Genomic DNA, 20,304 nt, shown 5'->3' with positions numbered 1-20,304 from the left:
CGTCGCATCAGGCCAGCTGCGGCTCGAACGGATACTGGTCGATCTTGCCGCCACGCGCGACCACCACCGTGCTCTCCGGTATCTCCTCCCACCAGCCGGGCAGATCCACGAGCGGTTCCGAGAGCACGAGGAAGGCGTCGTCGCCCGCCGCCACTATGCGCGGGTCGTCCGGATACAACTCGTGCAGATGCCGGAACGAGGTGCTGTGAAAGAGCGAGCGCGAGGCGCGTTCGCTGGAGTAGCGCACGGCGACGATCTGCTCGCCGTCGGTTGCGCAGACGGTCATGTTCAGCGGCTGTTCGATGCCGTACTTGCGTCCGGTGGCCTCGACAAAACCGACCATCCGTTCGAGCGCGGTGACCGGTGCGAGTTCGAGCCCGAAGGTCAGCGCCAGATAGAACAGCACCTCTGAATCCGTTGAGCCTTCGATGGAGGGAAACAGCTCGGGGCTGATCGCCAGCATCAATTCGCGTCGCACGCTGGGGTAGTTACGCACGAGGCCGTTGTGCATGAAGAGCCAGCGTCCGTAGCGAAACGGGTGACAGTTGGTCTCCTGCGCGGGCGTATCGGTCGCGGCGCGAATGTGTGCGACGAACAGCGGCGAATGAATCGCGCGGGCCGCTTCGCGCAGATTACGGTCGCTCCACGCGGGCTGCATGCAGCGGTAGCGAAATGGAATGTCGGTGGGATGACCATACCAGCCGATGCCGAAACCATCGCCATTGGTAGTGGTGTGCCCCATCCGCGAATGCAGACTTTGATCGATCAACGAGTGTTTGGCGCGAAACAGCACCGTCTCGAGCTGGACGGGGTTTCCTGTGTAGGCTAGCCAGCGGCACATGGGGGGCTCCTGTTAGCTTGCGTTCGGCATAGCATACGTCGCCGCGCGTGCGCTTGCAGCGAGCGGGTGTGCTGCGGTGTGTTCTACGTTTTGCAACCAGTGACACCCAGGCGCCGCGCACGCCTCAGCAGCCCACTCAACTATTTCGGTTGCAACTGAGCAATCGGAATCAGAAACTCGGAGAAACCGGTCAACATGATTTGTACGCCGATGCACAACAGCAGGAACGACGAGATACGCATGGCCACTTTCGTGCCTTCCACGCCAAGGTAACGGGCAAACACCACCGCACGGCTATACGTGATGTACACCACGACGGCGACGATCAGCGAGATCGCCACCGACGCGATGCTCGACAACACGAACTCCGATAGCTTGTGCGTGCGATTCGCGTTGAGCGCGATAGCCGTGGCAATGGAACCCGGTCCGGTGGTCAGCGGAATGGTAAAGGGAAAGAAAGCCTTCGACATGGCATTGTCGGCGTCGACGCGTTTGACGGGGGCGTCCGTTGCAACGGGTGTATCAGGCGCATTGAGCATGTTCCAGCCGCCCACCGCGACCGCGAGGCCACCGCCGATGCGCAGCGCCTGCATCGAAATGCCGAAAAAATGCAGCACCGGGGTGCCGAAAAAGAATGCCACGAGCAACACACACAAGACATTGATGCCTATCTTGCGCGCCAGTGCCGTGCGTTCTTCCGTGGTGAGCGATGCAGTCCGGTCCAGGAACACGAAGGCGATGCCCAATGGATTGATGATGCTGATCAATCCGGTAAAGCCAAACAGAATGTCCGAGATCAGACTTTCCACCATGTTTTGCGATCCGCCTCGAAGGTCGGCTCATGGTTTCCCGCAGGAACGCAACGAGCCTTCTTGGATTATTGTCTGACCGGACCATTGCACGCATCTATCCAGTCCGGTCGATTGTTGCGATTGCCGTCCTGTCGGGATTCCAGCGGGCCTCAGTGGACGTCAATGGACCCCGGCAGGCGCCGGCGCTCGCAGGTCTAATCATAGCTCGCCATGGCATTTTCACCGCACTCTTTCAATCGGCCAACAGTGTTTTGAGGCACTTTTTTTTCCCGGCTTTTTTTGACCAACTTTACGTACCCAACCCGCGAGGCATAAAGTCGGCACGGAAGACTGGCTTTACGAAACGCACCCAATCCGTTTGAGGAATTGCCCATGCCCCTTCGCCTGCTTGCTGCACTACCGTTCATCGGCATTCTGCTCGGCGTGCCGTTCGTCAATCGTGTCGAGCCGCTCGTCCTCGGGATGCCGTTCGTGCTTGCCTGGATCGTGCTGTGGGTCGTGCTCACCGCGCTCGTGATGGGCATCGTCTACCGGCTCGATCCCGCCAACCGTCAAAGCGACGCCGAAGCGCAAGAGGCCCGATCATGAGCAGCGCTCTCGTCATCATCGCCGCCGTCACGCTGTTCGCGTTGTACCTGGGCGTGCGCGCGCGGCGCGGCCACGATATGAGTCTCGAGCAGTGGACCGTGGGCGGCCGCAGCTTCGGCACGGCCTTCGTGTTCCTGCTGATGGCAGGCGAAATCTATACGACCTTCACGTTTCTCGGCGGCAGTGGCTTTGCGTATGGCAAAGGCGCGCCGGTCTACTACATCCTCGCCTATGCGACGCTCGCGTACATCCTGTCCTACTGGCTCCTGCCACCCGTCTGGCGCTATGCAAAAGCGCAGCGCCTCGTCTCGCAGCCGCACTTCTTCGCGCGCAAATACGACAGCCCCGCGTTGGGTGTGCTGGTGGCGCTGGTCGGCGTAACGGCGCTGATTCCCTACCTCGTGCTGCAACTCAAGGGCCTCGGCATTATCGTGGCCACCACTTCGTATGGGGCGATTTCATCGAGCACGGCGGTGTGGATCGGCGCGGCGGTGGTCACGTGCTATGTGATCGTGTCGGGCGTGCGCGGCTCGGCGTGGAATTCAGTGGTCAAGGACACGCTGATCCTCGCGATCGTGCTGTTTCTCGGCATCTACATGCCGTTTCATTACTACGGCGGCCTTGGCTCGATGTTTCATGCCATCGACGCCGCCAAGCCCGGCTTTCTCACCTTCCCAGCCAAAGGGTCGAGCGTGAGCTGGTTCCAGTCCACCGTACTGCTCACCGCACTGGGCTTTTTCATGTGGCCGCATACGTTCGGCTCGGTATTCACCGCGAAGGACGAACGCATTTTCCGCCGCAACGCAATGGTGTTGCCGCTCTATCAGCTGATCCTGCTGTTCGTGTTCTTCGTCGGTTTTGCTGCGGTGCTCAAAGTGCCGGGTCTGAAAGGCGGTGATATCGACCTGTCGCTGTTCCGGCTGTCGCTGCAGACTTTCGATCCGTGGTTCGTCGGCGTGATTGGCGCGGCGGGTGTGCTGACGGCATTAGTGCCCGGTTCGATGATTCTGAACACCGCCTCGACGCTGCTTGCCAACGATGTCTACCGCGGCATGCTGCAACGCAATGCCGCCGACGCGACGGTCACGAAGCTCGCGCGCATGCTCGTGCCGGTGGTCGCGCTGGTGGCGGTCGGCTTCACGCTGCATGGCGGCGAGACCATTGTTGCGCTGCTGTTGATGGGCTACAGCTTTGTTACGCAACTGTTCCCGGCCATGCTATGCAGCCTCGCACCGCACAACCGGGCCACCCGGCAAGGCGCGTTCTGCGGGATTCTGGTGGGCGTGCTGGTGGTGGCGGCGACCACCCTGCTGCATATCGGCGTCGGCCAGTTGTTCCCCTTCCTGCCGGATAGCGCCAAGGACGTGAACATCGGCTTTGTGGCGCTGGCATTGAACATTCTGGTGTTTGTCGCGGTGAGCGCGGTGACCCAGCCACGTTCGAGCAAGCAATCACACGCTCAGGTGCATTGACGTGCAGCGGGCCCGCGCTCATGCGCTCATGCGTGTGTGCGTGTGTGCGTGTGTGCGTGTGAGCGTGTGTGCGTGTGTGCGTGTGAGCGTGTGTGCGTGTGAGCGCAGGCCGCAGTTTGCGTGACTAGCGGTTGTCCTTCGCGTACAGCGTGGAGTCGGCGAACCCTTCTGCCGACAGCACCCGTCCCACCAGAATCAGCGCGGTTCTTTCGATGTGCGTCGCCTGCACCTTGCTTGCGATATCCGCCAGCGTCCCTGTCACTTTCTCTTCATCCGGCCAGCTGGCGCGGTAGATCACTGCGATGGGGCAGTCATCGCCATAGTGCGGCCTGAGTTCTTCGACGATGCGCGCCAGATGCCGCACGCCCAGATGAATGGCCATGGTCGCCCGATGCCGCGCGAGGTCGCCCAATTGCTCGCCTTCCGGCATGCGGGTGCGGGTGGCGAAACGCGTCAGTATCAGCGTCTGCGAAACATCCGGCAGCGTGAGCTCGCAACCGAGCGTGGCGGCACAGGCGGCCGTCGCGGTGACGCCCGGGACGATCTCATAGGGAATCTCCAGCTCGCGCAGCCGGCGGATCTGCTCGCCGATCGCGCCGTACAAGGATGGGTCGCCGGAATGCACACGCGCCACGTCGTGGCCGCTTTGATGCGCGGCTTTGAGCAACGCGACGATCTGGTCCAGGTCGAGCTCGGCGGTATTCACGACCTGGGTGGCGGCGTGCCCTTCCAGCACGGCCGCCGGGACCAGCGAGCCGGCATACAGGATGACCGGGCAACTGCGCACGAGACGCTGGCCTTTGACTGTGATGAGCTCCGGATCGCCCGGGCCCGCGCCAATAAAAAACACCGTCATGCAAGACTCCGTGATTCGATGGTGGTTTGCCTCGCGCGCCTTGCGTCCGGCGTGTGCGTCATTACGGCAACTGGCGTAGCGCGGCCAGCAGGTCGGCGGAACAGGCGAATTCGCGTTCGACCTGTGGCAATGAGGGGCGCCGCAACATGATCACCGGCAGGCCGTGTTCGCGCGCCACGTCGAGCTTTGCTTCCGTTGCGGCACCGCCGCTGTTTTTGCTGACGATGACGTCGATCCGGCTCGTCGCGACCAGATCGCGCTCGCCGTCGAGAGTGAATGGGCCGCGCGCATCGATGATGCGCGCATGGGCGTTGCCCGGGTGGGCATCGAGACAACGAATGGTCCAGTACTGATGCGCGGGGATCTCATCCAGATGCGCCAAGGGTTCACGGCCCAGCGTAAAGAGCGGTCGCGCGAATGGGTTGAGTACTGTGCTCAGTTCGGCCCAGCTGTCGACCATGCGCCAGTCGTCGTCGGGCTGAGCCTGCCAGGCCGGGCGGCGCAAGGCCCAGCACGGTATGCCGGCCGCGCGGCTGGCGCTCGATGCATGGGAGCTGATTTGCGCGGCGTACGGATGCGTCGCGTCGATCAGCAAAGTGATGTGTGCTTCCTTGAGGTAACGCGCGAGGCCATCCGCCCCGCCGAAGCCGCCCACCCGGACCGCACAGCAAAGCTCGGTGGGCACCTTGCCCAGGCCCGCCAGGCTGTAGACGTGTTCAGGGCCGAGTTGACGGGCGATTTGCAAGGCGTCGCCGGTGCCGCCGAGGAGAAGGATGCGGGTCATGAGTTCGGTCAATGCTACAGAGTGTCCATCTTCGTCGGCCTGTGCAGGAATCAGGCCACTGCCGGACACTGACGGACACCCAAGAGGTACCCATCCAGTCGTTGGTGGCCGCGGGAACTGGGCGAAGGCGCCTTGCTTTCGCGATTACCAGATCGTTTTTACGTGAGCGTAGGCGCGAATTTTTTCGTCCTTTGTTACGAGGGCTACCGCGAACTTGCGTGCCGTTGCCACGATCATCCTGTGAGCAGGGTCCTTGTGAAATTCGCCCGGAAGGTCGACTGACTTCGTTGCGATTTCCACGTCGACGGGCACGAAGCGCACAGCATCGATGGCCGCAATGGTATCGAGCCAGCTACTGACGTCCATCGACAGGACAAGCTTCTCGCGTTCGACCAGCATGGCAACCTCCCACGCGGAAATTGCCGAAATGATGATGTCTCCGCCGTCCAGCTCACGTTCGATTGCGGACTTTGCCTTTTTGCTCAGTGTCGGATCTCCTGACACCCACCAAACCAGCGCATGCGTGTCCAGAACGATCACTGCCAGGCCTCCCAGTCGCCCTCTGCTACCGGGTCCGTGGGATTTTCATACCGCACCACCGAGCCGCGCAATACGTCGAGCGGATTGCGTTCCGGGCTCCGGTAAGGCCGGACTTCAAGTGCCGGTTTGCCGTGATCCGTCACGATCACGCTTTCGCCCGACGCTTCTATCTGACGAAAAAACTCGAGCGCCTTTGCCTTGAATTGAGACTTCGATACGTGATTGCCTTCCATGATTCCTCCATAGTCACTGCCCCTGGTCATAATTGCAACAAAAATGACTAGACACCGGGGTCATTTTCGACGAAGCCGAGTCGGCCGTACGGAGGTTCTGGAAGACGCGCCTCGCGTCTCTATGCCGCCGCCCCAACAATCGTCCCCTGGCGGTCGATTGCAAACATCTCCACCGTCACCTCGGCCGGCACGATATCGCGCGCCACCTGCAGCGCGCGCCGGCAGACGATATCGCCCAGCGGCACACCCTGCTCGCGTGCGAGCGCCATCGCCTGCTGGCTGGTATTGGCCGCGCGGATCGCATCGGCCAATTCGGGGTCCGCACCATGCGCGAGCGCCCACGTTGCCAGTTGCGGCAAATCGATACTCGAATTCCGGCTATGCAGATCCAGGTGCCCGGCGGCGAGCTTGCTGAGCTTGCCGAAGCCGCCGCACACGCTGAGCCGCTCGACCGGCGCGCGCCGCATATGCTTGAGCACCGCGCCGACGAAGTCGCCCATCTCGATCAGCGCGATTTCCGGCAGGCCATAGTGCGCGCGCATCGCGTCTTCACTGGCATTGCCGGTACATGCCGCGATATGCATGTAGCCGTTCGCGCGCGCCACGTCGATACCCTGATGAATCGAGGCGATATATGCCGAGCACGAAAACGGCCGGACGATGCCGGTCGTGCCGAGAATCGACAGGCCGCCGAGAATTCCCAGGCGCGGATTCATCGTCTTGAGCGCGAGTTCCGCTCCGCCTTCGACGCCGATCGTCACATCGAAGCCCCCCGCATAGCCATATTCGGCGGCGAGCTCCGTGAGATGCCCGGTCATCATGCGGCGCGGCACCGGGTTGATCGCCGGTTCACCGACGGCGAGCGTCAGCCCGACCCGCGTGACCGTGCCCACGCCCGGCCCCGCATGGAAAGCCACGCCTGGCTCTGCTCGCAGGCGCACGCGGGCAAACACGACGGCGCCGTGCGTGACGTCGGGGTCGTCGCCGGCATCCTTGATGGTGCCGGCTTCCGCGCCATCGTCCGTGAGACGGCAGAACACCAGCCGCAGCGGCACATGCTGGCCCTTGGGCAAAACGATCTCCGCCACCTCGCTGACGACACCCGTAAGCAGCAGCCGCGCCGCCGCCAGCGACGTCGCCGTCGCACAGCTGCCGGTGGTGTAGCCGCTGCGCAGCGGAGCGGGTTGTTCGGGAGTCTCTTCGCGCATCAGGTCGAGCCGTCCGTCGAGGTGCGCGCGACGAGGGGACGCTTGACCACTTCCAGCACGGTCACGGGCAACGTCTGACGCCAGGTATCGAAGCCGCCGAGCGGCTGGGCATGCGCCAACGCGATGCGCGTCAGGGTGCCGCCGTGCTGTTCGCGCCATGCCGCGAGCGCGGCTTCGCCCTGCAGCGTGACCGCATTCGCGACCAGCCGGCCGCCGGGGCGCAGACTGGCCCAGCACACGTCCAGTACGCCCGGCGTCGTCACGCCGCCGCCGATAAATACCGCATCGGGCGCGGGCAGTCCTTCCAGTGCGTCAGGCGCCCTGCCCGCGACCAGCTGCAGAGCCGGTGCGCCGAGCGCGTCGCGATTGTGTTCGATGAAACGCTGCCGCTCCTCATGTCCTTCGATCGCGATGGCGTGGCAAGTTTGATGCGTGCGCATCCATTCGATCCCGATCGAGCCGCTGCCCGCGCCGACATCCCACAGCAGTTCGCCGGGCGTCGGCGCAAGACGTGCGAGCGTCATGGCGCGCACGTCGCGCTTGGTTAGCTGGCCGTCGTGGAGAAAGGCCTCGTCGGGCAGGCCGGGGGTGAGCGGCAGACGCGGTGCGCCTTCGGTTGCGCGGCATTCGAGCGCGACCAGGTTCAACGCCGCGACGGCCTCGCCCGACCACGCCTCCGCGCGTCCGTCGATACGCCGTTCCCGCTCGCCGCCAAGGTGTTCGAGCACGATCATGCGCGTCGCGCCGAAGCCGCGCGATTTGAGCAGCGCCGCCAGCGCGCCGGGCGTAGCGCCGTCGGCGCTCAATACGAACAGACGCGAGCCGTCATGCAGATACGCGCTCAAGGTGTTCAGCGGCCGGCCGACCAGCGAGACCGTCGCCACGTCCTGCAACGGCCAGCCGAGCCGAGCGGCCGCGAGCGACAGCGACGACGGCGCCGGCAACACCCGCATTTCGCCGGCCGGCAGCTGACGCGCAAGCGTCGCGCCCACGCCGAACAGCATCGGGTCCCCGCTGGCCAGCACGCACACCGAGCCGTCGTGCCGCGCGCGCTGCGCCAGCAATGGCGCGATATCGAAAGGACGCGGCCAGCTTTCACGGCGCGCGGAGAGCCGCGCGGGCAGCATCGCCAGATGCCGCTCGCCGCCATAGATCACGGCGGCATCGAGCAGCGCGCGACGGGCCGGGCGCCCCAGACCGGCAAAACCGTCATCGCCAATGCCCACCACGGTCAGCCATGCCGGCATGGATCCATCCTCATACTTTGTCTTGAATTGAGCCGCGCGGCGCGCCCATCAAGGCCGCAGCCTCGTTGCGCTGGTCGAAAAAAGGCATAATACCGTGTCGCCGGTGCCCTTCGGGGCCCAACAGGGAACACAGTGATACTGTGGCTGCCCCCGCAACTGTATGCAGCGAGTCCGCGCCTGATTCTGCGCCACCGGTGCCCCGTAGAAACGGCCCCCGGGAGAGCCGCCCACGGAGAGGGCGCCCCCCGGGAAGGCCGGTCCCCGGAAAGGCCGGCCCCCGGAAAGGCCGGCCCCCGGAAAGGCCGGCCCCGACCAAGGCGGGCCTTCTAGAAGCCCGGCACGGACTACCACTGCCAGCCAGGAGACCTGCCGGCCAGACTGTTCGTGCCAGCCTTCATCGGGCGGGGTGTACCGATGCCGCAGCATTGCTCTTCAATGAGATGCTCGGGCCGTCACGCGACGCTAACCCGGTGCTCTCTTGACTCACGCTTCCTTTTCCTCCGCTATGTCCGTTGCAGCACGGCCCTCGGCTTGTCCGGGGCTGCTGCGCATCGTGCCTGCGCGCGATGGCGGCATCTGCCGGATCAAGCTGCCGGGCGGCGTGCTGCTAGCCGCTCAGGCAGTGGCGCTTGGGGAGGCGTCGCAGCATCACGCGGCGGGGGTGATCGAGGTCACCAACCGGGCCAATCTGCAGGTGCGCGGCGTGCGTGCCGGGCAGGAGGCGGCGTTGATCGCGGCGCTGGTGGATGCCGGACTTGGACCGACACCGTCTCCCGCTCTTGACGATGTGCAAAGCGGTCTCGGTGCTTCAGCGGCTGACGACGTGCGCAATCTGATGATCAGCCCAAGCGCCGGGCGCGATCCGCATGCGCTGTTCGACACGCGTGAGCTGGCCGCGCAGATTCTCGCCGTGCTGCAGGGCGAGCCGCGCTTCGCGGCGCTGTCGCCGAAGTTCGCAGTGTCGCTGGACGGCGGCGAGCGTCTGGCGATGCTCGAGCATCCGCACGATGTGTGGCTCGCGGCGCGTGCCGCTGACGACGGCCCACGGTTCGTGCTGGGCCTGGCAGGCTGCCCGCCGGTCACCCGTCATGACGCCGCCTGCACGCCCGCGCTGGCTGAAGTCCGGCCGTCGCAAGTCCCTGCTGTGGTCAAGGCACTGCTGCACACCTTCCTCGATCTGGCCGCGCCCGATCACACGCGGATGCGCCACCTGCTTGCCCTGCACCCCGTGCAAGCCGTATTGCAGCGCGCGCAAAGCTACCTCGATTTCCCGCTTTCGCACGAGCCCGCCCTCGCCGGCTGGCGACGCGCACCTGCCGACGCCTCGCTGCGCTTCGGCGCGCATCCGCAGCGTGAGGCGGACATGTGGCAGGTCGGCGGACAGCCGCCGCTTGGTCGCATGGACGCCGCGACGCTGCTCGCCCTTGCCGCACTCGCCAACGACGCCGGCAACGGCGCGCTGCACATGACGCCCTGGCAAAGCGTGCTGCTGCCGGACGTGGTCGCCGAAGCCTTGCCTTACGTGCTGGCGCGCTTCCAGGCAGCTGGCCTCGCGTGCGACCGCGCGGAGCCGCTCGCACGACTGATTGCCTGCGCCGGCTCGTCCGGCTGCATCAAGGGTCTCGCCGACACCAAAGCCGACGCCTTGCGCCTCGCTGCACTGCTGCCGGCCCACGTCGAGCAGGTGCACCTGAGCGGCTGCCCGCGTTCGTGCGCCGCGGCGCACCGCGCGCCGTACACGCTGCTGGCGGCGCAAGCCGGCCGCTACGACCTTTATCGACGCGACGACGGCGAACCCGGTTTCGGACGCTGCGTCGCGCGCCATCTGACGATTGAACAGGCCGCCGACGCGCTCGCGCGGCTCGCCCGGAGCCCTTTTGATGCTTGATTACATCCGCGACGGTCAGGAGATCTATCGCCAATCCTTCGCGACGATCCGCGCGGAGGCCGACCTGTCGCGCATCCCCGCCGACCTCGAAAAACTCGCCGTACGGGTGATCCACGCGTGCGGCATGGTCGACGTGATCGACCAACTGCGCTTTTCCGCCGGCGCCGCCGCCGCGGGCCGCGCGGCGCTCGTGCGCGGCGCGCCCATTTTGTGCGACGCCCGCATGGTCGCCGAAGGCATCACCCGCGCCCGGCTTCCCGCGGAGAACCCGGTGATCTGCACCCTGGGCGACCCCTGCGTGCCGGGGCTTGCACGCGAACTGGGCAATACCCGCTCGGCGGCGGCGCTCGAATTGTGGCGGCCGCATCTGGCGGGCAGCGTGGTGGTGATCGGCAATGCGCCCACCGCGCTGTTTTACCTGCTGGAGATGCTCGATGCCGGCGCGCCCCGCCCCGCGTTGATTCTCGGTTTTCCGGTGGGCTTTGTGGGTGCGGCGGAATCGAAAGCCATGCTGGCCGAAGACAGCCGCGGGGTGCCTTACGTGATCGTGCAGGGACGGCGCGGCGGCAGCGCGATGGCCGCCGCCGCAGTCAACGCACTTGCTTCGGAGATCGAATAAATGGCCACACCAGGACGTCTGTTCGGACTCGGCGTCGGCCCCGGCGACCCCGAACTGATCACGCTGAAGGCGCTGCGGCTGCTGAAAGCCGCACCCGTGGTGGCGTATTTCGTCGCCAAGGGCAAGAAAGGCAATGCGTTCGGGATCGTCGAAGCGCATCTCTCCAGCGGCCAGCAGCACCTGCCGCTGGTGTATCCGGTGACGACCGAAGCGCTCGAACCGCCGCTGTCGTACGAAGCCATCATTGCGGACTTCTACGATACCGCCGCGGAAATCGTCGCCGCCCATCTGGATGCCGGTCGCGACGTCGCAGTGATCTGTGAAGGCGATCCGTTCTTCTACGGCTCGTATATGTACCTGCATGACCGGCTGGCGGCGCGCTTCGAAGCCGAGGTCGTGCCCGGCGTGTGCTCGATGCTCGGCGGCGCGGCGGTGCTCGGCTCGCCGCTGGTGTATCGCAATCAGAGTCTTGCAGTGCTGTCCGGCGTGCTGCCGGAGGCCGAACTGCGCAGGCGTCTTGCCGATGCCGACGCAGCCGTCGTGATGAAGCTCGGCCGCAATTTCGACAAGGTGCGGCGCGTGCTCGGCGAGCTGGGACTCGCGGAGCGCGCGCTGTATGTCGAGCGCGCGACGATGGCGAATCAACGCATCGTGCCGCTGGATCAGGTCGATCCCATGGCGTCGCCGTATTTCTCGCTGCTGGTGGTGCCGGGGGAAAAATGGCAAGGATGACACCGCCCGCCATCGTGATTCTCGGCACGGGTGCACTGGCGACGGCGCGCCGCGTGCAGGCGTGCTATCCGGGGGCTGAGGTGCACGGGCTGCGGGGACGTGTCGAGGCGGACCTCGCATACTCCGAGCTCGGCGCGCATTTGCGTGACCTGTATGCGCGCGGCACGCCGATCGTCGCGCTGTGCGCAGCGGGAATCGTGATTCGTTGCGTGGCGCCCATGCTGACCGACAAGGGCGTCGAGCCGCCCGTGCTGGCGGTGGCCGAAGATGGCAGCGCCGTGGTGCCTTTGCTGGGTGGCCTCGCCGGGGTGAACGTGATGGCGCGTGAGATAGCCGGTGCGCTTGAGATCGCGCCGGCCATTACGACGAGCGGCGAGTTGCGCTTCGGCACCTGCGTGCTGAATCCGCCCGAAGGGTATGCCTTGGCGAGTCTTGCGCAAGGCAAACGTTTTGTCTCCGACTTGCTGGCGGGCGAAAGCACCCGCGTGGAAGGCGACGCGCCCTGGCTCGACGACGCGCAACTGCCGCGCACGGACGCCGCGCGGCTCGCGATTCGCGTCACGCCGCACGTCTGGGACGGGCGCATGGATGAGCTGGTGATTCATCCGCGCAGTGTGGTTGCGGCGCTTGGACATGGGATCTGCGCTGGCGGCACCGCCGAGCAAGTCGTTCAGCGGGTGCACGCGGCGTTGCACATGCATCGGCTCGCCCCGCTTGCGCTTGCGGCGCTGCTCGCTCCTGTGGAGTGGATGGGCGACGCCGCATTGCCCGAAGCCGCTGATACGTTGGGCGTGCCGCTGCGGTTTGCCGAACCACGCGATGACACGCCCGTTCTCGACGAACCAGCGGCCGGCAACCCAGCCAGTGACGACATGCGCGCCGCGACGACTGCGCACTCGTCGCCGCAGGATCCTTCTGCCTTGCTCAGAGCCGCGCTGCGGGTGCCTTATGAAGTGCTGCAGCATGACGCTGATGCCGGCGTCGCCCTCGCACTCGGCCGCGCGCCGCTCGACCCCGCCACCTTGGGCCGGCCGCGCGGCCGTCTGACGGTGATCGGCCTCGGCCCCGGCAGTGCGGAACTGATGGTGCCCGCCGCACGCACGGCATTGAACGAAGCCACCGACATCCTCGGTTACGAAACCTACGTGAACATGGCCGGCCCGTTCCGCGCGGATCAACAGCTGCATTGCAGCGACAACCGCGAGGAAATGCAGCGGGCCCGTCATGCGTTTGAGCTGGCAAGCACGGGGCGCAAGGTGGCGGTGGTGTCGTCGGGAGACCCAGGGGTGTTTGCGATGGCCGCCGCGGTACTCGAAGCGCTGGAGGGCGCGCAGGATGCGCGCTGGTCCGCGGTCGAGCTCTCGATCGTGCCGGGCGTCTCCGCCGCGCTGGCAACCGCCGCCCAGGCGGGCGCGCCGCTGGGACACGATTTCTGCATGCTGTCGCTGTCGGATAACCTGAAACCGTGGTCGATCATCGAAACGCGGCTTCGCCACGCCGCCCAGGCCGATCTGGTAATGGCGTTCTATAACCCGATTTCTCGCGCCCGGCCCTGGCAACTGGATAAGGCGCTGGAGATCGTGCGCGAAGTCCGCACGCCCGCCACGAAAGTGGTGCTCGGGCGCGATATTGGCCGGCCGGGGGCGTCGTTGCGAACGCTGACCCTCGGTGATCTGCGCGCGGCGGATGTGGATATGCGCACCATGGTGATCATTGGCTCGTCCACGACCCGTGGTTTCAGGCGGGGCACGGCGGGCGAATGGGTTTATACCCCGCGCTGGTATGAGTAAGGCCACGCGCCCAGGCGGATCGAACGGGCCGAACTGAAGCCGTTCAATAAAATCGCTACCGGCCAAATAAAAATACTAAAGCTTTGAGTAGCGTTGCCGTTAATGCAGATGACGTTAACCCTGTTACCCGCCACTCGATTCAGTTACCAAGAACCCCAATGAACGAGAATACCGTGGAGTCACCCGTCGGGACGGCACTGGCCGCGCTCAGTCTCGACAGCGTACCAGTAGGCAGCCCGCTTGACTGGCCGATCGTCGATGCTGACGGAACGCTGCTGCTCGGCGCCGGCACGGTGCTGGTCGGGGTCGAGGAGCGCAAGTTCCTGTTCGACCACTTCAAGCCGCAGCGCGGCGATATCGCCGATCCGGCGCGACCGGACGGCTCGCCCGGCTCGAATAGAGGCGAGCTCGACCCGCTGGCAGTCAAGGACATGCATCTGACGATCGGAGCCTTGATCGGCGTGCGTCAGCACGTCGGCAGCGCCTCGCCGATGCACCCCTGCCGCATCATCGGCTTCGCGCCCAACCAGGCGCTGTTTGTCACGCCACCGCTGTTCGAAGGCCAGATCCTGCCGCTCGGCGTGGGCGCGAATGTCGAGATCGTCGCCATCGCCAGTCAGGCGGTGTTCCGGTTCGTCTGTACGGTCGAAGCGGTCTGTCATTTGCCGTTCGATTACGTCGTGCTGTCGAAACCCGGCGTGATCCGGCGTCTGCGCGAGCGTAAGTCGATCCGCGTGCGCGCGAATCTCGCGGTTCGCTACAGGATCGGCGAGACCGGCGACAGCTACGAAGGGGTCGGTCTGGCCAAGGGGATCAGCGCGCTCGGCATGTCGCTGACGGCGTCGTGGGCCCTCGGCAAGGTCGGCGACCGCTTGCGCCTGGCGTTCCGGCTCTCGTCCAAAGACCTCGATACGCAGATCGAAACCGGCGCGATCATCCGCAACGTGCAAGTGGGTTCGTCCGGCGAGCCGGCCGTCCACGGCCTCGAACTGGACCAGCTCGACGTCACGCAACAGATGGCCATGAAGGTCTACGTGTTCGACCGTCAGGACGACGTGCTTTACTGGACCAACGGCGGCAAGTAACGGTGTTCGTGGAGCCCGGCGCGCGCAGCGAAGCGCGCTGCGCCAGGTTGCGCCGCCTACGCCGTGCCCTGCTCCAGGCGTTTCTCTATCCGATCAGTTGCTCCGGCGTCATCCACGCCGCGCCCCAGGCCTGCGCGAGTTGCTCGCAGCGTCCCAGACGGAGCGCGCCGCGCTCGAAATCCACGAACACCACCTGATGCGCCTCAGCCGGACGCTCCGGCAACGCGCTGCTGCGCCCATCGGTCAGCACCCACAGCCAGCGTTCTTGCGCAGGCTTCCTGCGAGCCGCCCGTTCGAGCAACTGCGCCGCCTTGCGCATACCCGCTGCGAGCGGCGTCCCGCCACCGCCGCCGACCGGCTGCAACCAGCGTTCGTTCCACCAGCGCGGCACAGCGGGGCCAAAGCGGAGGTCCGCGCCGGTTCCGCCAAAACACACCAGCGCCGCGTCGGCGCGCAGCGAGCTCGCGCGGTCGAACAGCGCGATCAGCAGTCCCTTTGCCAGGGCGAGCCGTTGCCCCGCCAGCATCGAGCCGGAACAGTCGAGCACGAAGCAGTGCAACACCCCGCCTTGCGGCGCGGCCGGCGCGAAACGCAGATGCTCCGCGCGCAGCCGTTCGTGCCGTTTCGCCGCGAGCGTGGGTGGCCAGGCGATCCGCCTGCCCGGCACCACGCCGCGCGCCGCGGCACCCGCACCTTTTCGCCATCGGGTACCGCTGCGCGAGTCAGCGGCGGCGCCTTCCCGATGGCTTAGCGTTTTTTTGCGTCGAGCGGGATCACCGCCTTGACGCGCTTCGTGCCGGTCGGCTCGGCCGGCAGATAACCCCAGTCGCTGTCGCCCGTTGCTGACGGTGTGTTTTGATCCGGACCCTGGGCGTTCGATCGCTGCTGAGCCGATGGCTGTGCCTGCGACGGCGACGGCGCATCGTGTGCCCGCCTGCGATGCTGCAAAACCGCCTCGGCGACCTGCTCGACGTGTTCGGTCGTCACTTCGGGCGCCCTTTCGAGCGCGGCGAGCGCGCGTGCTGCACGCAGCATCACCAGGTCGGCGCGCAAGCCATCGACGGCGGCCGCGATGCACAATTCACTGACGCGCGCATGCACCGCATCGTCGAAGGCCAGTTGCGGCAACGCAGCGCGCGCGGCGCGAAGCCGCTGCACGTATGTCTCTTGCTGCGCTGCATAAGCCGCGCGAAAAGCGGCCGGATCGAGATCGAACGCGAGTCGTGCCTTGACGATCCGCTGCCGCACCGCTGGATCGAAGCAGTTTTCCAGATCGACCATCAGACCGAAGCGGTCGATCAGTTGCGGACGCAACTCCCCTTCCTCCGGATTCATCGTGCCGATCAGCACGAAACTCGCGGCGTGGCTATGCGAAATGCCGTCACGTTCGATCGTATTGACGCCGCTCGCGGCTGCGTCGAGCAAGGCATCCACGAGCGCGTCCGGCAGCAGGTTCACCTCGTCCACATACAGCACGCCGCGATGTGCTCTGGCGAGCAGTCCCGGCGAGAAACGCATTGAACCATCACGTAACGCGCTTTCGATATCGAGCGTGCCGATCAGCCGGTCCTCACTCGCGCCGAGCGGCAGGGTCACGAGTTGTCCCTCCGGCAACAGTTCCGCCAAGCCGCGCGCGGCGGTGGACTTGGCCGTTCCGCGCGGCCCGCTGACCAGCACGCCACCGAGGCCAGGATCGATCGCGGCAAGCAGCAAGGCCTGCTGCAACGGCGCCTGTCCGACCAGTGCGGCAAACGGAAATGCGGGCCGTTCCGCGGGCGCGTCGCGTAGCTGCGTCGATGCGTTCATTGTCGTATTCCTTCGATATGCTGCTCGCTGGCGAGCAGATGCTGTTCGACCTGCGCACGATAATCGCCTGGCGCTTGCCACAGGCCTCGCTGCATGGCTTCGAGCAGGCGTTCGCAAATCGAGTGCAATGCATGCGGGTTGTGCTGCTGCAGGAACGCGCGCGTGTCCGGATCGTTTAGATAGGCATCCGTAACGAGTGAGTATTGATGATCGGCCACGACCCTGGCCGTTGCATCGTAGCCGTATAAATAGTCGACCGTCGCGGCAATTTCTGCCGCGCCTTTATAGCCGTGCCGCTTCACGCCGTCGAGCCATTTTGGATTCACCACACGCGAGCGGATCACGCGCGCAATCTCTTCATGCAGCGTGCGCACGCGCGGCGCGTTCGGATTGCTATGGTCCGCGTGGTAAATGTGCGGCTGATTGCCGGCCAGATGACGCACGGCGGCGGCCATGCCCCCCTGGAACTGGTAGTAATCGTTCGAATCGAGCACGTCGTGCTCGCGGTTGTCCTGATTCTGCAGCACCACATCCATGGCAGCGAGGCGCGTGCCGAATGCGTGGCGCGCTTCTTCGCCCGCACTTTTCTGCGTGTAGGCGTAGCCACCCCATGCCTGATAGGCATTCGCCAGATCGGCGTCGGTCTGCCATTGCTGCGTGTCGATGATCTCTTGCAGCCCCGCCCCGTAGGCGCCAGGGCGCGCGCTGAAAACACGCCAGCCGGCGCGCTTGCGCGCTTCGACGGCGTCCAGGCCGCGTGCTATCAGTGCATCGCGCTCGCGCTGTATGCGTGCGCGGATCGGGTTCAGATCCGCGGGCTCGTCCAGTTCGGCGACAGCCTGCACGGCCGCGTCGAACAGATGCATCACGTTGGCGAACGCGTCACGGAAGAAGCCGGATACGCGCAGCGTCACGTCGATGCGCGGCCGGTCGAAGGCCTCGATCGGCATGATCTCGAAGTCGGTCACGCGATGGCTGCCCGGCGCCCATTTCGGCCGCACGCCGAGCAAGGCGAGCGCCTGGGCGATATCGTCGCCGCCGGTGCGCATCGTCGCGGTGCCCCACACCGAGAGCCCGATTGCGTGCGGATAGTCGCCGTGCTCCTGCAAGTGACGCTCGATCAGTTGCTGTGCCGACTTCAGACCAAGCGACCAGGCTGCCTGGGTGGGAATCGCCCGTGTATCGACCGAGTAGAAGTTGCGCCCCGTCGGCAGCACATCCGGTCGTCCACGTGAAGGCGAACCGCTCGGGCCCGGTGGCACAAAACGTCCCTCGAGGCCGCCCCGAAGATGACGCATCTCGTGGGCACCGCATGCGTCGAGCCGTGGCAGCACATCAGTGCGCAGACGTTCGAGTACGAGTGCGGTTTGCGGCAACTGCGCGGCGAGCGGCAGCATCATGGCGGAATCAGCGCCATCGCAGATCTCGTCAAGCAACTTCGCCGCGAGCAGTTCCAGCCGCTCGCGTGTATCGCCGTTGTGCCGCCACGGTGCCGCGCTGACGTGCAGCAACGGCTCGGGGCGCGGGCCCTCCCACACGGCGGCCCAGTCCGCGGCAAGCGGATCGAACAGGTGATCCATCTGCAGATCGCGCGCCAGCGCATCGACCAGGCCCGCCTTTGCACCACGCCCGTCGCCAACCGGATAGCGGCCTAGCGCCAGCAAGGTATCGCGTCGTTGCACGCCGTGCGGCGATTGACCGAACGTATGCAAGCCGTCGCGGATCTGTGCTTCTTTCAGTTCGCACAGCCATGCATCGACGCGCGTGAGCAGCGCGTCTTCGGCGTCTTGCCCTTGCGGTTCCTTCAAACTTAGTTCGTCATGCAAACGGTGTTCGACGATGGTCGCGAGAATCGTGCTTCTGAGCAGCTTCGCGCGGCGCGGATCGACCATCAACGCTTCGTAGTATTCGTCGACCTGCCGTTCGAGATCCTGCAAGGGGCCATAGCTTTCGGCGCGCGTGAGCGGCGGCATCAGGTGGTCGATGATCACCGCTTGCGCGCGGCGCTTCGCCTGACTGCCCTCACCCGGATCATTGACGATGAACGGGTACAGATGCGGCATGGGCCCGAGAATCAGATCGGGCCAGCATGCGTTGCTGAGCGCCACGCTCTTGCCCGGCAGCCATTCGAGGTTGCCGTGTTTGCCGACATGGACCACGGCGTCGATACCGAACTGATGCCTCAGCCAGAAATAAAACGCGAGATAGGCGTGCGGCGGCACGAGATCCGCATCGTGATAGCAGGCGTAATCGCCCCGTTCGCGTGAGCGCGACGGCTGGATGCCGACGAACACATGAGCGCAACGCCAGCCCGCAATCATGAAACGGTCGCGCCGCAGCGTCGGGTCCTGTTCAGGCGGACCCCAGCGAGCGTTCAGGGCCTCGCGCGCCTCGGCGGGCAATTGTGCGAAATGGGTCAGGTAATCGTCGAGTGCAAAACTTTGCAGGGCCGGGCGCAAGTCACGTACCACCGGGTCATTCGTCACGCCTTGAGTCAGCGTGCGCAGTAACGCGTCGCCGTCCCTGGGTAGCTCGTCCGCGACGCGATAGCCCGCGTCGCGCAGCATCTGAAGAATGCCCACCACCGACGCCGGTGTATCCAGCCCCACGCCATTGCCGATCCGCCCTTCGCTCATCGGATAGTTCGCGAGGATCAGCGCGAGCTTCTTGTCCGCGTTATCCAGACTGCGCAGCCTGCACCAGCGGCGGCTCAGCTCAGCCAGAAAGCCGATGCGCTCGTGGTCCGGCTGATAGCGCACCACGTCCACTTCGGTATGCGGACAGCGATAGGCCAGCCCCTTGAAGCTGATCGCGCGCGTGATGATGCGGCCATCCACTTCGGGCAGCGCAACATGCATGGCGATATCGCGCGAGGTGAGGCCCTGATTGTCCTTGACCCAGTCGTCACGATTGCCGCCGCTCAGGATCACCTGCATCACGGGCGCGTCACCGGCGAGCGCCAACGGTTCCGGATCGTCGATGGCGGACGCGGCAAAGGCCGTGGTATTCAGCACCAGTGCCACATCATGTTGCGCGCACAACTGTTGCAAGACCTCGCGGCTGATCGCATCCTTGAGCGACGTCAGCGCAATCGGCAGCGGGTTCAGGCCCTGGGCTTCGAGTGCGTCGATCAGCGCGTCGAATACCGCCGTATTGGCGGCCTGCAAATGCGCCTTGTAAAACAGGATCGCTACGACCGGTGCATCGACGCGCCAACGTTTCTGCCAATCGGCGATGGTGGGCACATCATGCTGCGGGTGATACAGGGTTGCGGCAGGTAACACGCGCGGCGGCGCGGGCTCTTGTCCCCAGCCGAGCGAACGGTGCGCAATGCAGCGCAGAAACGCCTCGGCATTTTGCGCGCCACCTTCGCGCAGATAGCGCCACAATTGATGACACAACGCGGCATCCGCGGTACTGCGCGCGAGCAGGTTCGGATCTTCCTGCAGGTCGCCGGAGAACATTGCAAGCAACTGCTGCTTGCGCCCGGCGAGCGCGACCACCTGTTCAATGCCGTACGGCCAGTACGCTTCGCCGCCCAGATGATCCACCACGACGACACGCGCGTGCTGCAACACGTCGTCCACATAGAAATCGACCGACGCGGGTTGCCGCAGATACGTGACATTCGCGAGCCGCACGCTCGGAAAACCGTCGCCGAGCCGCGGCACCACGCTCGCGAGCAACGACAGTGTCGTATCCGCGGAGCTGAGCACGACGATTTCAGCGGGCCGCTGATCGATGCGGATGACCCCTTTCGTGTCGTCGACGAAACCACCCGGCGTGGTGCGCAGCAAATGCAT

General features: G+C 65.3%; 18 protein-coding genes and 1 riboswitch. Of the genes, 7 read left to right on the top strand and 11 right to left on the bottom strand.

Annotation, left to right across the window (positions count from 1 at the left end; genetic code table 11):
* Window positions 1-7: 7 nt before the first annotated feature.
* Window positions 8-841 carry a class II glutamine amidotransferase gene (locus VGH41_RS01890; protein ID WP_331595640.1) on the bottom strand — a complete coding sequence of 278 codons (834 nt, stop codon included), beginning with the start codon at window positions 839-841 and terminating at the stop codon, window positions 8-10.
* Window positions 842-981: 140 nt separating this feature from the next.
* Window positions 982-1,653 (bottom strand): MarC family protein, encoded by a 672-nt coding sequence (locus VGH41_RS01885; RefSeq protein WP_331595639.1) that lies wholly within the window; start codon window positions 1,651-1,653, stop codon window positions 982-984.
* 372 nt (window positions 1,654-2,025) lie between these two features.
* Between VGH41_RS01885 and VGH41_RS01880 the strand changes: the two genes are divergently transcribed.
* Together VGH41_RS01880 and VGH41_RS01875 are read left to right on the top strand one after the other, a co-directional pair.
* Window positions 2,026-2,241: a DUF3311 domain-containing protein gene (locus VGH41_RS01880; protein ID WP_331595638.1), complete on the top strand. Its 216-nt coding sequence runs from the start codon at window positions 2,026-2,028 to the stop codon at window positions 2,239-2,241.
* A complete protein-coding gene (locus VGH41_RS01875; RefSeq protein ID WP_331595637.1) occupies window positions 2,238-3,713 on the top strand; it encodes a sodium:solute symporter in 1,476 nt (491 codons plus the stop codon). The genes VGH41_RS01880 and VGH41_RS01875 overlap by 4 nt, the downstream gene beginning before the upstream one ends.
* Window positions 3,714-3,837: 124 nt before the next feature.
* On the opposite strand, the gene cobM is transcribed toward VGH41_RS01875, so the two are convergent.
* The 6 genes from cobM to cbiE all read right to left on the bottom strand — a co-directional run bounded on the left by cobM (window position 3,838) and on the right by cbiE (window position 8,581).
* Window positions 3,838-4,569: a precorrin-4 C(11)-methyltransferase gene (gene cobM / locus VGH41_RS01870; protein WP_331595636.1), complete on the bottom strand. Its 732-nt coding sequence runs from the start codon at window positions 4,567-4,569 to the stop codon at window positions 3,838-3,840.
* 61 nt (window positions 4,570-4,630) lie between these two features.
* The gene (locus tag VGH41_RS01865; protein WP_331595677.1) at window positions 4,631-5,353 is read right to left on the bottom strand and encodes a cobalt-precorrin-6A reductase; all 723 of its coding nucleotides are present in this window, start codon (window positions 5,351-5,353) and stop codon (window positions 4,631-4,633) included.
* Between the two features lie 144 nt (window positions 5,354-5,497).
* Window positions 5,498-5,893 carry a type II toxin-antitoxin system VapC family toxin gene (locus VGH41_RS01860; protein ID WP_331595635.1) on the bottom strand — a complete coding sequence of 132 codons (396 nt, stop codon included), beginning with the start codon at window positions 5,891-5,893 and terminating at the stop codon, window positions 5,498-5,500.
* Window positions 5,890-6,126, bottom strand: coding sequence for a type II toxin-antitoxin system Phd/YefM family antitoxin (locus VGH41_RS01855; RefSeq protein WP_331595634.1), 237 nt, complete (start codon window positions 6,124-6,126; stop codon window positions 5,890-5,892). Before VGH41_RS01855 ends, VGH41_RS01860 begins: the two co-directional genes overlap by 4 nt.
* A gap of 119 nt (window positions 6,127-6,245) precedes the next feature.
* A complete protein-coding gene (locus tag VGH41_RS01850; RefSeq protein ID WP_331595633.1) occupies window positions 6,246-7,334 on the bottom strand; it encodes a cobalt-precorrin-5B (C(1))-methyltransferase in 1,089 nt (362 codons plus the stop codon).
* Entirely contained in the window at window positions 7,334-8,581 is a 1,248-nt protein-coding gene (cbiE, locus tag VGH41_RS01845) for a precorrin-6y C5,15-methyltransferase (decarboxylating) subunit CbiE (protein ID WP_331595632.1), read from the bottom strand. Before cbiE ends, VGH41_RS01850 begins: the two co-directional genes overlap by 1 nt.
* 84 nt (window positions 8,582-8,665) lie before the next feature.
* Window positions 8,666-8,969, top strand: a riboswitch (cobalamin riboswitch).
* A gap of 117 nt (window positions 8,970-9,086) precedes the next feature.
* Between cbiE and cobG the strand changes: the two genes are divergently transcribed.
* The 5 genes from cobG (at window position 9,087) to VGH41_RS01820 (ending at window position 14,695) form a co-directional block, all read left to right on the top strand.
* The gene (gene cobG / locus VGH41_RS01840; RefSeq protein WP_331595676.1) at window positions 9,087-10,469 is read left to right on the top strand and encodes a precorrin-3B synthase; all 1,383 of its coding nucleotides are present in this window, start codon (window positions 9,087-9,089) and stop codon (window positions 10,467-10,469) included.
* The gene (locus VGH41_RS01835; protein WP_331595631.1) at window positions 10,462-11,088 is read left to right on the top strand and encodes a precorrin-8X methylmutase; all 627 of its coding nucleotides are present in this window, start codon (window positions 10,462-10,464) and stop codon (window positions 11,086-11,088) included. Before cobG ends, VGH41_RS01835 begins: the two co-directional genes overlap by 8 nt.
* Entirely contained in the window at window positions 11,089-11,820 is a 732-nt protein-coding gene (locus VGH41_RS01830) for a precorrin-2 C(20)-methyltransferase (protein WP_331595630.1), read from the top strand. It abuts the gene before it with no gap.
* The gene (gene cobJ / locus VGH41_RS01825) at window positions 11,817-13,610 is read left to right on the top strand and encodes a precorrin-3B C(17)-methyltransferase (RefSeq protein ID WP_331595675.1); all 1,794 of its coding nucleotides are present in this window, start codon (window positions 11,817-11,819) and stop codon (window positions 13,608-13,610) included. Before VGH41_RS01830 ends, cobJ begins: the two co-directional genes overlap by 4 nt.
* A gap of 158 nt (window positions 13,611-13,768) precedes the next feature.
* A complete protein-coding gene (locus VGH41_RS01820) occupies window positions 13,769-14,695 on the top strand; it encodes a flagellar brake protein (protein ID WP_331595629.1) in 927 nt (308 codons plus the stop codon).
* An 85-nt stretch (window positions 14,696-14,780) separates the two neighbouring features.
* Here VGH41_RS01820 and VGH41_RS01815 read toward each other — a convergent pair whose 3' ends face one another.
* The 3 genes from VGH41_RS01815 to cobN form a co-directional block, all read right to left on the bottom strand.
* Window positions 14,781-15,365: a vWA domain-containing protein gene (locus tag VGH41_RS01815; protein ID WP_331595628.1), complete on the bottom strand. Its 585-nt coding sequence runs from the start codon at window positions 15,363-15,365 to the stop codon at window positions 14,781-14,783.
* A gap of 77 nt (window positions 15,366-15,442) precedes the next feature.
* Window positions 15,443-16,501 carry an ATP-binding protein gene (locus tag VGH41_RS01810; protein ID WP_331595627.1) on the bottom strand — a complete coding sequence of 353 codons (1,059 nt, stop codon included), beginning with the start codon at window positions 16,499-16,501 and terminating at the stop codon, window positions 15,443-15,445.
* Window positions 16,498-20,304, bottom strand: a complete 3,807-nt coding sequence (gene cobN, locus VGH41_RS01805) for a cobaltochelatase subunit CobN (RefSeq protein WP_331595626.1) — start codon at window positions 20,302-20,304, stop codon at window positions 16,498-16,500. Before cobN ends, VGH41_RS01810 begins: the two co-directional genes overlap by 4 nt.

Origin of the sequence: Paraburkholderia sp. (assembly GCF_036488795.1) — a bacterium.
GTDB lineage: Bacteria > Pseudomonadota > Gammaproteobacteria > Burkholderiales > Burkholderiaceae > Paraburkholderia.
Note: the sequence above shows the minus strand (reverse complement) of the source record. Positions and strands in the feature narration are given on the sequence as shown.

Bases quoted from the DNA above. Each gene is read 5' to 3' on its own strand.
- VGH41_RS01835 (WP_331595631.1), top strand. From the start codon at position 10,462: ATGCTTGATTACATCCGCGACGGTCAGGAGATCTATCGCCAATCCTTC.
- VGH41_RS01875 (WP_331595637.1), top strand. From the start codon at position 2,238: ATGAGCAGCGCTCTCGTCATCATCGCCGCCGTCACGCTGTTCGCGTTG.
- VGH41_RS01830 (WP_331595630.1), top strand. From the start codon at position 11,089: ATGGCCACACCAGGACGTCTGTTCGGACTCGGCGTCGGCCCCGGCGAC.
- cobM (WP_331595636.1), bottom strand. From the start codon at position 4,569: ATGACGGTGTTTTTTATTGGCGCGGGCCCGGGCGATCCGGAGCTCATC.
- cobN (WP_331595626.1), bottom strand. From the start codon at position 20,304: ATGCATTTGCTGCGCACCACGCCGGGTGGTTTCGTCGACGACACGAAA.
- VGH41_RS01880 (WP_331595638.1), top strand. From the start codon at position 2,026: ATGCCCCTTCGCCTGCTTGCTGCACTACCGTTCATCGGCATTCTGCTC.
- cobG (WP_331595676.1), top strand. From the start codon at position 9,087: ATGTCCGTTGCAGCACGGCCCTCGGCTTGTCCGGGGCTGCTGCGCATC.
- VGH41_RS01855 (WP_331595634.1), bottom strand. From the start codon at position 6,126: ATGGAAGGCAATCACGTATCGAAGTCTCAATTCAAGGCAAAGGCGCTC.
- VGH41_RS01865 (WP_331595677.1), bottom strand. From the start codon at position 5,353: ATGACCCGCATCCTTCTCCTCGGCGGCACCGGCGACGCCTTGCAAATC.
- VGH41_RS01885 (WP_331595639.1), bottom strand. From the start codon at position 1,653: ATGGTGGAAAGTCTGATCTCGGACATTCTGTTTGGCTTTACCGGATTG.
- VGH41_RS01890 (WP_331595640.1), bottom strand. From the start codon at position 841: ATGTGCCGCTGGCTAGCCTACACAGGAAACCCCGTCCAGCTCGAGACG.
- VGH41_RS01850 (WP_331595633.1), bottom strand. From the start codon at position 7,334: ATGCGCGAAGAGACTCCCGAACAACCCGCTCCGCTGCGCAGCGGCTAC.
- cbiE (WP_331595632.1), bottom strand. From the start codon at position 8,581: ATGCCGGCATGGCTGACCGTGGTGGGCATTGGCGATGACGGTTTTGCC.
- VGH41_RS01820 (WP_331595629.1), top strand. From the start codon at position 13,769: ATGAACGAGAATACCGTGGAGTCACCCGTCGGGACGGCACTGGCCGCG.
- cobJ (WP_331595675.1), top strand. From the start codon at position 11,817: ATGACACCGCCCGCCATCGTGATTCTCGGCACGGGTGCACTGGCGACG.
- VGH41_RS01810 (WP_331595627.1), bottom strand. From the start codon at position 16,501: ATGAACGCATCGACGCAGCTACGCGACGCGCCCGCGGAACGGCCCGCA.